9 protein-coding genes are annotated in these 12,525 nt (G+C 48.6%); all 9 read right to left on the minus strand.

The window, feature by feature from the left end:
- Positions 1-61 precede the first annotated feature (61 nt).
- Positions 62-2,470 carry a serine hydrolase gene (locus tag BC792_RS16335; RefSeq protein WP_148910087.1) on the minus strand — a complete coding sequence of 803 codons (2,409 nt, stop codon included), beginning with the start codon at positions 2,468-2,470 and terminating at the stop codon, positions 62-64.
- A 7-nt stretch (positions 2,471-2,477) separates the two neighbouring features.
- Positions 2,478-3,845 carry an APC family permease gene (locus BC792_RS16340; RefSeq protein ID WP_148910088.1) on the minus strand — a complete coding sequence of 456 codons (1,368 nt, stop codon included), beginning with the start codon at positions 3,843-3,845 and terminating at the stop codon, positions 2,478-2,480.
- A gap of 11 nt (positions 3,846-3,856) precedes the next feature.
- Positions 3,857-4,924: a mandelate racemase/muconate lactonizing enzyme family protein gene (locus tag BC792_RS16345; RefSeq protein ID WP_148910089.1), complete on the minus strand. Its 1,068-nt coding sequence runs from the start codon at positions 4,922-4,924 to the stop codon at positions 3,857-3,859.
- Positions 4,921-5,976: an N-acetyltransferase DgcN family protein gene (locus tag BC792_RS16350; RefSeq protein ID WP_148910090.1), complete on the minus strand. Its 1,056-nt coding sequence runs from the start codon at positions 5,974-5,976 to the stop codon at positions 4,921-4,923. The genes BC792_RS16345 and BC792_RS16350 overlap by 4 nt, the downstream gene beginning before the upstream one ends.
- Before the next feature lie 39 nt (positions 5,977-6,015).
- Positions 6,016-8,121 (minus strand): S9 family peptidase, encoded by a 2,106-nt coding sequence (locus BC792_RS16355; protein ID WP_246155157.1) that lies wholly within the window; start codon positions 8,119-8,121, stop codon positions 6,016-6,018.
- Positions 8,122-8,536: 415 nt separating this feature from the next.
- Positions 8,537-9,634, minus strand: coding sequence for an MBL fold metallo-hydrolase (locus BC792_RS16360; protein WP_148910092.1), 1,098 nt, complete (start codon positions 9,632-9,634; stop codon positions 8,537-8,539).
- A 42-nt stretch (positions 9,635-9,676) separates the two neighbouring features.
- The gene (locus tag BC792_RS16365) at positions 9,677-10,495 is read right to left on the minus strand and encodes a helix-turn-helix domain-containing protein (protein WP_148910093.1); all 819 of its coding nucleotides are present in this window, start codon (positions 10,493-10,495) and stop codon (positions 9,677-9,679) included.
- 13 nt (positions 10,496-10,508) lie between these two features.
- Complete coding sequence (locus tag BC792_RS16370) at positions 10,509-11,405, minus strand: SDR family NAD(P)-dependent oxidoreductase (RefSeq protein WP_148910094.1); 897 nt, start codon at positions 11,403-11,405, stop codon at positions 10,509-10,511.
- Positions 11,406-11,663: 258 nt separating this feature from the next.
- The gene (locus tag BC792_RS16375; RefSeq protein ID WP_148910095.1) at positions 11,664-12,194 is read right to left on the minus strand and encodes an NAD(P)H-dependent oxidoreductase; all 531 of its coding nucleotides are present in this window, start codon (positions 12,192-12,194) and stop codon (positions 11,664-11,666) included.
- Between the last annotated feature and the right edge of the window lie 331 nt (positions 12,195-12,525).

Genomic DNA, 12,525 nt, shown 5'->3' on the forward strand with positions numbered 1-12,525 from the left:
TACACAAAAAATAACTCTAAAAACTTAACAAAAACCACAACACCCTGCAAAAAGAAGGAAATTATTCATTTTTACCACGCATATAATCGTAAAAAACACGAGACATTGCCGCAAGAGCATCACGCGCGTCGGAATCTTCCAATTCTCCCGAAAGCAACACCAACACATATGCACGGCCATCGGGCAGATAAACGATACCGGAATCATGGCGTATGCCGGCTATGGATCCCGTTTTGTGCGCAACGCGGACATCCTTCGGCAGACGTGCGGGGATCATCGACCGGAAATGCTGATCTTTAAGGATAGCGATCATTGCTTCGCTGGAAGCCGGGCTCACGGCCTTACCTTCCGCTAGCTGTTTGAAAAGCAGCATCAGGTCATACGCGGTCGTCGTGTTGTTCAACCCTTTCTCAAAGGCTTTGGTATCTTCCACCCCCCGAAGCACCTGAATATCCTTCAATCCGAGGGACTTCATGGTTTTCATGATATTCTTGGCGCCCACCCTGTCGATAAGAATATTTGTTGCCAGATTGCTGCTCTCGGTTATCATGCGGTATACCAGATCGTACCAGGTGAGTTTGGTTCCGATGCGGGCATACAGATCGCCTTCGCTATCGGTATCGACCGGCAAGGCGTATGTGCTGTTGTCGACGATACTACGGAACTCGTTATACACCGTAATCGAGTCTGTTAGACGGAACTTCCCGGCGGCGGCCTGCCGGAAGACCTCGATCATCACGGGAGTCTTCATCGTGCTGGCCGCATGAAACGTTTCGGTTGCACGGTGCAGCAGCTGCTCGCCGGTCTGCATATCTACCATCGCATAGGCAAAGCGGCCTTTCGGATATTGCGCAAAAAGCTTGGCAATGCGTTTTTGCAGCATCGCGGTGTCCAAGATAGCGTCCTTATCGGGCCTTAACACGATATCCGCCCACTCATTCCGCTCATCTGCCCGCTCTGTAACAAAGCGGCCTTCGTAAATAGATTTATCTGCATTGAACAAAAATGTTAGAAAAGGCCCCTCACCACGTTCGGTGTTATCGTACACAAGACGAAACTGATCGCCATGAAAATAACGCAGCCGGCCGCTGTAGTGAGGGACTTTCGGGAAGTCGATCCGCAACGCCGTATCGTCCACCAGCGTAATTATGGCACGACCGGCCAGTTTATCCTTGTATACACCGACATAGTCAGTTAATGGCACGGTTCTTTTCCACGACGGATCTGCGACGACAGCGCTGTCTTCTCTCCCCGCCTTCTGCTGCCGGCTTAGCGAGCTGTCGTACTCCTTTTTATAGCCGGCTATCCAATCAAACGGCTCATTACCGACGAAATGATCGACGATATGGTTGATAATAGACCAATAGGCTCCTGAAGAAAGCTGATTGGTAAGCACTACAACTCCAAGATTATGTTCGGGAATCATCGCTATCTGCGACACAAAGCCGGTCAGCAGTCCACCGTGCCCGACAACTTTCACCCCTCTGTAGTCGTAGGAACGGAAGCCAAGTCCATATCCCCAAAAGTTCTTTTGATTCGCTTTGAGCCACGCAGGCTCCTTGCTGACGGGCATCGGGCGTACGATCTTCCAAAGCTCTTCGGTTGCCGCCCCGGTGAAGATTCGCCGGTTGTCGGGCGTTCGCCCCGAGTCCAGCTGTGTAATCAGCCAACGGGACATATCTGCCGCCGAAGAAGCGATTCCTCCGGCCGGATTTCCGTTATCACCTATATTGGTCTCGAAAAACCTTTCGCGCACCTCAAGCTTCCCGTCGCGGTAAACATGCGCATAGGCCACGTTTTTCTGATCCTTCAGTGCGCTGTATCGGGAAATCGATCTATTCATTCCAACCCGGTCGAAAATCCGCGTTTTTATAAAATCTTCCCAAGCTATTCCGGACACTGCCTCTACCACTTCGCCCGCCGCTACATATAAAATATTATCATATGCGTAGATCGAGCGGAAGTCGTGCTTCAGCGGAACATCTTTGAGTTTCTGCAACAGTTCCTTCCGTGTAAACGTTGATGGAGGAAACAGCAGGAAGTCGTTCGCATAAGCGGGTAGTCCGCTGTGGTGAACCAAAAGGTCGCGGACAGTTAAATGCCGGGTTACATATTCGTCAGCAAACTCAAGATAAGGCAGGTATTTAATTACCGGATCGTCCCAGTCCAGCTTCCCCTCTTCCACCAACATGGCCAGCGCCGTACCGGTAAACGCCTTGCTGTTGGAAGCAATATTGAAGAGCGTGTGTTCGTCTACCGGATCTGGATCGCCCAGCTTCTTCACGCCATAGCCTTTCGCAAGGACCACTTTGCCGTCCTTCACGATCCCGAGACCGATACCCGGAACATTAAATTCTTTCAAAACCCGATGAACATATCCATCCAGTCCCGGTGGAACGGTGGGCTGCTGCGCAAAAACCACAGAGACAGACATCAGGAAGACGAGAGCAAAACGACTTAAAGAACTCATGATTTAATCATTTTTTTATAAAGTGATAATACAAAGGAATGCCCGAAGCAATAAGTCCTACTCCCATAAGGGAGCGCAGCGGGTTTCCAGCAATGGTGATGACAACCAGGGCGAAACAAAAAATTAGGAAAACAGCAGGCAACACTGGATAACCCAGTGTCCGGTACGGACGTTCCATACCTGGGGCTTTCCGGCGCATCACGATGACAGCCCATGCTGTCGCGCCATAAAATATAAAGGCCGCAAAAACCAGTAGATCGGTTAATTGATCAAAGGATCCCATCCAGATCATGAGGCAGGACCAGGCACATTGTAGCAGGATGGCATTTGCAGGAGTATGGAAGCGCGGATGCACTTTGGAGGCAAAACCGAAAAACAATCGGTCTTTGCTCAGTGCATAGAATATTCTTGAGGACAGTAAGATGGTGCTATTTGTACAATTAAAGGTGCTGCAAAGGATAAGTACTGATAATATAGTGCCTCCGACAGGTCCGCTCATGACGGATGCGGCTTCGACTGCCGCTATCTTCTCGGGAGTTTCCATCATCGCGGCATAGGATTCAACCGGCATAATACGCAGATAAGCGAGGTGCATCAACAAATACAGAACGATAACAATACCTGTCCCTACAATCAATGCAATCGGAATATTTCTCTGTGGATGTTTAACTTCCTCGCCGATGTAAGCGACGTTGTTCCAGCCTTCATACCCCCAAAACGCGGCCAATGACGCTCCGAACAAAGCTGTCAACCATCCGGATCCCCCGCCCGCAGCTGGCGGTGTTGACCCTGTGACAACTGTTGCAGTCGTTGTCTCCGCATCGTATACAAGATAGGCATAACCAATAAAAATGAACATCGCCGCGATAATACCGATGATGAACACACGGCTAAGCGAGGCTCCCAGCGATAGGCCACGGAGATTGATCAGGCTGAGAACCACAACCAGGAGCGACGCAAAGATCTTTACCACAAGTGTTGGCACCCCCCAACCCGTGATCAAAGCATCTGGAAGCAGCGCATAGAACGACTGTGCAAAAACGAATGCCAGTGCCGCAATGGTTGCAGAACGCATGACTACCAGGCTGGCCCAACCGTACAGAAAGGCGAAGAAATGCCCATAGATTTTTCTGAAATAGACATATTCCCCACCCGACCCGGGCATCATGGCAGCAAGTTCAGCTGTACACAAGGCGCCGATCATACTTAACAGCCCCGCCACTATCCAGCAGGCCAGGATCAACACATCGTCGTGCAGACTGTCGGCCATAGGTACTATTTTTTTGAAAACCCCTGAACCCACAACGGCGCTCACAACAAGCATGACGGCTGAAAAGCCTCCTACACTACGTCTTAAATTCTCCTTTGCTTCCATGCCCAGATTGTTTACATTATGTGACGTAATCCCAAACCCGGAGCCTCGGGTAAACGCATCATTCCCTCTTTCAGTATAAATCCACCTTCCACAAAGTCTTCGGCAAGGTCCAAACTACCGTCCAAATCAATGTATTGCGTATGCGGACAAGCGAATGCTGCATGCAATGCCCCAGTTATGCTAGCAATACTTTCGTCGTTGCAGCCCCAAAACAACCGGACATCAAACTGGCGGGCCACCGTCGCGATTTCCAGGGCAGCGGCGATCCCCCCACACTTCATCAGTTTGATGTTAAAGATTCCATAAGGCAGCCCTTCACAGAGTTCAATCGCTGACCGCGTGTTCTTCAATGATTCGTCTGCAGCAAGTTTCCCGCGGATCGACTCCGGAAGCGCACGGATAGCATCTTCATTTCCCGGGGGAAGCGGTTGTTCAATCAATTCCACATGTAGTGTTTTCGTCTGTTCGGCGAAATCCAGAATCTCAGGAATGCCGTATCCGGTATTGGCATCCACGCGGATAATGAAATGTGTACCGAATGTCTCCCGCAATTTATATATGCGTTCCACATCTTCGGCGACATCAAGTCCGGTTTTCACCTTCAGCACCTTAAATCCGAGTTCTTTGTACCCCTTAGCTTCCGACAGGGTTTCGGCGACACCTTTAATACCTATCGTTACCGACGTGGGGAGCTCCGTGTGATGCCTTCCATAGAAATCGACCACGGCGACGCCTGCCCACTTACCAAAAGCGTCATGCAAGGCCAGATCGATGGCAGCTTGTGTTCCCGGATGTAAAGGATAGCGCCGGCGGGCTTCCTGGATCAGCCCAAAAAAACTTTGAATATTCTTCCCTACCAACAGTGCCGCTCCGTCCTGTGTTAGGTCCGCCAGCGTGTGGTCGGCATTTTCTCCTACCACGTCTTCATCGGTGCTCGATGAACCAAGCCCGACCATCCCGTTCTCCAAAACAATTTCAAGAAAGACGATCTCTACACTCGATACAACGGTCCGCGCAATAGTGTAAGGCTTTTTTAGCGGCAAAGACTTCTTATATGCATTTATTCCTTTTATTTTCATCTCAAATCTTCCTTCCCGACCAACCGCTTCAGCACAGGAAGTATAGGTCTGCAACCATCCGACAAAGGCAAGCTAACCGGAATTCCGAATTGCTGCTGATATTCACGTTGAAATACGTTCGCCTCGTCATATGAACACCCCTCCGTATTAATGGCAATAGCAACAACTTTTGCGCCGTAGGCTGCAATCAGCTCAATTTCGGAAGTGACAGACGGTATCTCGCCCCATTCGGGCGTGTGTTCATAATGCTTGCGTTTCGGTGCATGAACCAATACAACCTGCTTAGCAGCTCCCGATCGGATCAGCTCCGCACCAGCAGGTCCGCTTGGATTACGAAGGGCAGATTGCCCTTCCAGGAGTATCAGATCTGGATTTTGCTCACGCACACACTGCAAAATGGCATGCTCCAACTCGCCCGAGACAAAATCATTGAGCGTAGAGTCAAATATAAATCCGTATCTCCCGCCTTGGAGCCAGCCGGTCTGGCCGGTATAAATCATTTCTGCCCGGATACCGGCCTCTGCTGCTAAGCTTGTCAGCATTTTACAAGCAGTCCGTTTCCCCAACGCACAATCTGTTCCTATCACCGCCAACACAGGCGTATCGATATTTAGCACCTCTCCTGACCAAAAATGCAATTCGCTGAAACCTTTAGGCTTGCGGATGTCTACTAACTTCGCCTTATTCTCTTGGGCCAATAAGACCATTTCGGGGCGGTCGCTCAAACAATCATGTAAGCCATTCACTATAGAAATCCCATTTGCCAACGCTATACGGACATCTGCCAACATCCGGTCGGGAAACTTCCCACCCATTGTCGCAACGCCCACTATACACCATGCTGGCCTGAAAGCCATGGCCTCTTCTATGGTTGCCACCACCGGTATATTACGCGGGGCGCCATCGATTACCTGACCTGCATCACGACCCGCATGCCGATCGTCAACGACACCTACAATACGATAGCGTTCACTCGTTCTAATCAAACCGTGGGCCGTCTTTGCATCGCCTGTGTCCAACAAACCTGTCGTCAAAATAATTGCTGTTTCCAATGTCTTCTATTTATGTTATACTGCTATTTTCTTTCCTGTCTACCGGATCAGGTATTTCTCTAAAAAATCGGCTGTAGCCTGCCCTACGCGGACCTGATTTTCATATTTCATCCAATGGTGCGTTTCATCCGGGATCATCAGCGACTCGAATGGAATTCCTTTTTTCTTGACGCGGTTCAGCAAATCGATAGTCTGTTCAAAATCTACATTGGCATCGTCGTCGCCATGAATAAAAAGCACCGGCGATTTCCATGTATCGACATACGATACGGGAGATGAGAGGCGGGCCTGTTCCATTGCCTTGTGTGCATCGGGAGCCGGCTCTGCATCCGACATAGAGACTCTGCCCATAAAATTATGGACGCCATGGATATCGACTCCCGCGGCAAACAAATCTGAATCTTTACCCAACGCCAGCGCCGTCAGAAATCCGCCGTACGACCCTCCGAACACACCTATCCGATCGGCATCTACCTGTGGAAGTGCCGACAGCCATTCGCCTGCGGCCTTAATATCCTGGTATTCAGATGCACCGTACTGCCCCGCAAACAGCGGCTTATGGAAATCATATCCGTAACCTATGCCCAGCCGGTAGTTGACCGACAGCACTACAAATCCCTTACTTACCAGATATTGGTTAAGAGCATAGGCATTTGCATAGTAATCGCCGTAATGCCAGCCCAATAGCATCTGCCGCTGCGGCCCGCCATGGATAAATACGACCGCCGGCCTCTTCGTCTTGGCATTCCCCTTGGGCTCAAATAGCTGCCCATAAACGGTGTTGCCGTCAGCCGCTTTAAATTCGACACGGGAGGGTGTTACCAGGTCAGCCTTACGAAGTGGTTCAGGAATCAGTTCTTCGCCAAGCAGCAAAGGATTTCCCGCGGCCCGCGGCCATGGGAGTACCGCTGCCAGTGTCGGGCGCGTCGCCGTCGCGCTGAGAAATACAAGGTGTTTCCCATCGCCCGTTACCACTGGAAATGTTTCGATTCCCACGCCGGGGGTTAGCACCTTCATATCTGCTTTATCGACCGAAACGCGGATAAGATGACGGCGGTCGATGTCGTCGTCGTCGGGCCCTGTGTTGGCACTTCCCAGCAGCGAGGCTCCGTCCGGCGAAACCGAGACATGCTCCACCATGAATTTTCCCGGAGTGAGGAGCAGCGGTTCGCCTCCGCTATCTGCAATACTGTAAAGGTGAGGCCAGCCGTCCTGATAGGACAGAAACACGATGCGATTTTTGGCTGTCCACCGCAGGTTCGTGCCGCCGTGTGTCGTTGGCACATTATCCTCGGGGGTGTCGGCCGACTGCCAAAGCAACCGGCCCTCGCCTGTAGAGACATCGGCCGTCCATATAGCCCAGGGATGACGTCCTGCCGCCAACAGCGAGTCCGGAGCGCCGCCATATGCATCCTGACGGACAAAGGCTATACGGCTACCGTCCGGCGACCAGCGTGGCGAGCTATCCCTGGCATACCCGGGGGCCATCCACGCGATGGGCCTATCCTGTCCGCGGTATACCCCCACGAGGGCATGTGCTCCACGCGACGACACAAAGGCCATGTACCGGCCATCGGGCGACCACTGCATGGAGCTGCTGCGTCCGCGCGCGTAAAACAGCTGCTCTGCCTTTCCGGATCCGTCGATTGGCGCTATCCACACCTGCCCCTGTCGTACAAATGCCACGCGATCGCCCGAAGGCGCTATAACAGGGTCGTCCCCATCCGATAACAGCCGTGGTTCGCCCCCTTCGAATGGCACGCTCCACAGCTGCACTTTGGTGCCTCCCGGCAGGGACGCCGGATTCCGCGGCGTGCTTGAATTTGGCCCTCCGTGGTCTCCGCCCTTGACGTATACGACCCAGCGGCCGTCCGCAGAGAGCCTGACGCTGGTGATTTCATCGCCCAGATCGTCCTCGTAATCTGTCAATTTCCGCAGGGAAAATAAGGGCCCTTCAGCCACGTACAGATTACGGGCTCCCTGTTTGTTGATAGCAACAACGATACGGTTACCTGTGGAGGCTGCGCCCAGTTCGGAAGGAAAAGGATAAGCTGTCAGATCGGTTAAGTTTTCCTGCGCGCATAACGAGCTATTAAGCCCAAAACAGACCAGCGCCGAAAACATACACTGTAGTATTCTGTACATAGTATACATCGATTATATATTTGAATGTCTAAACGTCATCATCCATTCATGAAACTCCCTCGGGCGTAGGCTTAGACTTCTGGTTAGCTATCTTGTGGTAGACTATGATCTGCTATAGAACAGCATACAAACGACATAAAACACATCGTCTGGCACTATAAGTCTACTTATCATCTGTGAATCTACAAAAAAAATTATATAAAGCGCACAAAAATGCACAATGCATGATTTTTTTTTTCAGATTCGCCTGTATATGGAATTTTCCCGTGCATTTTAGGTGGGGCAGCCTCTCATCGGCGGTTGACCGCCGTAGTTATGTAGCTGGGGGGGTGGGCTTTTCTGCGGGAAGCATCATCATGGTCCAAAAATCTTAAACATTTCCACTGGCTGCTTTTTCTAAAATATTTACATACACTTATCCTCTGGACCCGAAGTAATAATTTTCTCCAACTTTCAAATCGATCAATTCCGCTTCCAATATTCCTTTTAGCTTTTCCTCCTTTAAAATTTCAATTGGTTCTCCAAGCGGTTCATCGCTTAAATCAAATGTCCCATAGTGCATAGGAATAATTTTTTTTGCGCGCATTTCGTTTGAAGCTTTTATAGCATCCATAGGAGACACGTGGTTAGGAGACATAAACCATACCGGCTGGTAGGCCCCTATACCGATAATACAGATATCTATTTCACCAAAGAGTGATCCGATTTCTTTTAGATGACTATCGTATCCTGTATCCCCACTAAAATATATAGTAGTTTCTCCAGACTGAATTACGAAGCTTCCCCAAAGATGTTTATTGGCGTCTGCCAGATATCTACTGCTCCAATGTCTAGCCGGTAAAAAATATATTTTAACTTTAGACATATCCGTTTTATACTGCTGGTACCAGCCGGCAAGCTGCATTTTGGGCGAGCATAGCATTTTATCAAACCAGTCATCCATTTTCAAACCTGAAAGAATTTCTGCCTGCGGGTTATTCTTCGCCAACAGCCGTAAGCTCCTTTTATCGAGGTGGTCTCGATGATCGTGGCTTATTAATATGTAATCTATGTTCTTCAAAAGATTTTCATCAAACGGTAGCGTGCTTTTGCGCTTTGTAAAACTTACGTTTTTAAATACAGGATCTGTAACGATAGATATACCGTTGATACGGATAAAGAATGTAGCGTGCCCTAGCCATACAATCACGTCTTCTTTATTTCCTAAAAAGCGGAGGTCTTCTATAACGGGCAACTGAAATGTGTCCGCTTTTTTTTGTGCTCTTTGTGGATTTTTCGCTGTCGACATTCTCCAAATCGAGGAAAAGGTCGGCGTGTAGGGGTGTTCTAAATTGCTAAACCGCCCCTTCTGATCAACGCCGTTGCCTTTCCATTGCTCCGGCGGAAGTATGGAAGGAAGCTCCGGGTTACCAATAGGCGTTTCTTTTTTGCTGCGATCGGATTTTTGTGCTATTGTATAAAAGCAAATTGACAAGGTTACGGTCAAAAATGCGATTGCTATTTTTCTAGTCATTTAGGTGCAGTTGAAAGCTATACGGATTTATAGGAAAGTGTACTATTTCTTACCCAGAAGTCTGGTCGGCGGTATTCCAAACATTTTCTTAAACGAATCAGAAAAATGGGATAAGCTTTCAAACCCTAATTCTAAATAAATAGAAGATGGCTTTTTGTGATGTTCTTCTATTTGATAATACGCTTCTTCCAGCCGTTTCATTTGCAGCCATTGCCGGGGAGGAACGCCGAAGGTTCGCTGGAAATCACGCTTAAAACCGGCAAGGCTTCTACCCGTCAATTTTGCAAAACTCTCGATAGGCACGTTGAATTTGTAATTCGATAACATAAATTTTTCCAGATCGATCTTATGGGGTTCGGAAAAATCGAAAAGGACCTTTTTAAGTTCCGGTTTTATAAACAGTAAAAGCTGAATGGCCTCTTTGACTTTTATCGTGCTTAACGGCGTACCGACATTTTTATGGTTCTGCGTATATGGAATTAAGGAACTGAAGAAACCCTTCAGAAACGCATTGTCGGGGATAGGTATATTCAATTGTCCGTTATATTTTCCGTTATTGTCGATCTGATTTTCCAACGCATAATTTCTTAGAATATCTTCCTTCAGCGTTAACAGAACGGCTTCTTGGTTTTCATTGTCTACCGGGGTTTTCGTTACTTTCACAAATTGGTGCTTACACACCAACAATATATCACCCGGGGTCATTACTATTTTTTCCGTATTCGTTTCGAGGGTTAGTCGTCCCGATAGCTGCATGGCGAGAATGCTTTCGGAGAGAAAACGATCTGACTCTTTTTTCTTTTCCGCACCTATAGTAAAAACAAATGCTTCAGGTGGTATTTTATTTAAATTGCTCTCCATAATATCCCTTAATTTACTCCTCCGGCAGGTTGACCATTGCTGCACTCTCTTTCCATAACAAATCCCTTACGTCACTGTTTTGAGCAAGCTTAGAAGGGTCGGGATAGGTGAGTTTTCCGCGTACCAACGATGCGTACACTTTATCTGCCGGCGGCGTAACTTTCCCCAATGCGAGTGCCGCCAGCGTTTCGCCCGCATGCTCTGGTCTACCTACGAATAAAAATGGCACAAGTATACTCACTACAGACAATACGGGCCGTATGAAAGCTTTGATCATGACTTTCATAAAGGCCGATTGCTTACCCATTAACGAAGTACCACCTGTCAGCCCGGGGTTAAAGGCAATAACCCGGATATCTCGTCCATCTTTTGCGCTTATAGCCGAGAGCGAACATGCCGTAAGAAGATTGCATAGCTTTGTCGCCGCATAAAATCGCATTCCTTTGGGACTGTTTTCATTAGGATAGGCCAACTCCTGTGGGTTTAAGGTCTTCGGTCCAAACGGAACAATGGCGGGATCGTGCGTATCGCTTGTCGTGATGACAACCCGGCCCCCTGTTGCCATAACCGGCCATAGCAACCTTGCTAACAAATAGTGTGCGAGGTGATTCGTCGCGAATGTTAGCTGAAAGCCTTCTTCGCTACGCTGCGTATTATCCGTTGCCCGAATAGCCGCATTCAGAATCAGTACGTCGATTTTGGAATCTCCTAGCCGTTGCTTTATATGGTCTGCAAAAGAGCGAACACTTTTTAAAGACGAAAGCTCAAGCGGAAGAACTGCCGTCCCTTGCGGTACTATACGTCCGCTTCCACGGGCGCCCACATACACTTTAGTGTCAGACAGTTTGGCAAAGTATTTTAAGGCTTCTGCGCCTATGCCGGAAGTAGCGCCAGTCATAACAATATTCATAGTTAACCTCTTTAATTTATTCTGATACAAATGTATTCAACAAATACCGGACTAACTTTCCTGTATGGCTCAAACTACTTTCTTGTGCGGCTCAGTTAAGATTGGATAGCGGGCACGTCGATTCTATGCGGAAAGATCGCGTCGTCGTTCCTCCGCGCGATGACGCCGTCCCTACCGTTTTTTGGACGACACCGCTGCGACATGTGTGACTGGGCTTCATGTAACCGGTGCACCAGGCTTCGACTGCCAAAGCAGCGCTCAGAGGTTATCCAGAAAGTTTAGGTAGGCAGGCACACTTTTTTCAATCCACTCCGGTGTCGTGTTCAGCTCGATCCCATAGTAAGCGAAGAATGGCCTATAATCGGCTTTTACATATTCAAACGACAGTTCGAAAGGCCGGAGCAATTCGTCCATGGTATATTTATACTTTTCCGCGGCGCTATACTCGTGCTCATCGACTCCGGCCGTAACAGCTAAGGCTATCTTCTTTCCGCCCACCTTATAGCCGCTCTTGCTGCCATATGCCCACCCGTAGGTGAGGACCTCATCCAGCCATTTCTTGAACAACGGTGGGCAATTAAACCAGTAGAAAGGAAACTGGAACACGATTTTATCGTATTGTTCAATCAGTTTTTGTTCCGCTTCGACATCTATTTTTTCATCCGGATAAACCTGATGCAATTGATGGACGTGGTATTTATCGGGGTGTTTGTTGAGTTCGGCAACCCATCGTTTGTTAATTACGGAATTGTCCATATCGGGGTGGATGACGATGATTAGTGTTCTCATATAGCGTTAAAACTTAGATTACAGTACAAAAGTAATGCGGAAAATACGAATTGCGCGTATCGGCAACCCATTGTACGGAACTATAAAAAATGTAAGTAACACCGTTGCTATAGGAGATTGCAATGACCTTTATGGACAATGATCTATCGCAACGGACATGGGCGCGTATGCCACACGTATGTTAAGAAATGTTAAGTCAGCACAATTTAAAACTAAACACGACATAAACGCGTTATCTTATTAGTTCATAAAGGTTTATGTTTGGTTAGTTAGTTAGTTATGTAAAGCTCCTGAGGCTCCCCGTCTCAGGAGCTTACGTATTTAGGGTTCT

This window comes from Sphingobacterium allocomposti (genome assembly GCF_008124885.1).
In the GTDB taxonomy this organism is placed as follows: domain Bacteria; phylum Bacteroidota; class Bacteroidia; order Sphingobacteriales; family Sphingobacteriaceae; genus Sphingobacterium; species Sphingobacterium allocomposti.

Coding starts and splice junctions, on each gene's coding strand:
- BC792_RS16335 (WP_148910087.1), bottom strand. CDS start 2,470: ATGAGTTCTTTAAGTCGTTTTGCTCTCGTCTTCCTGATGTCTGTCTCT.
- BC792_RS16365 (WP_148910093.1), bottom strand. CDS start 10,495: ATGGAGAGCAATTTAAATAAAATACCACCTGAAGCATTTGTTTTTACT.
- BC792_RS16370 (WP_148910094.1), bottom strand. CDS start 11,405: ATGAATATTGTTATGACTGGCGCTACTTCCGGCATAGGCGCAGAAGCC.
- BC792_RS16345 (WP_148910089.1), bottom strand. CDS start 4,924: ATGAAAATAAAAGGAATAAATGCATATAAGAAGTCTTTGCCGCTAAAA.
- BC792_RS16360 (WP_148910092.1), bottom strand. CDS start 9,634: ATGACTAGAAAAATAGCAATCGCATTTTTGACCGTAACCTTGTCAATT.
- BC792_RS16340 (WP_148910088.1), bottom strand. CDS start 3,845: ATGGAAGCAAAGGAGAATTTAAGACGTAGTGTAGGAGGCTTTTCAGCC.
- BC792_RS16355 (WP_246155157.1), bottom strand. CDS start 8,121: ATGTACAGAATACTACAGTGTATGTTTTCGGCGCTGGTCTGTTTTGGG.
- BC792_RS16375 (WP_148910095.1), bottom strand. CDS start 12,194: ATGAGAACACTAATCATCGTCATCCACCCCGATATGGACAATTCCGTA.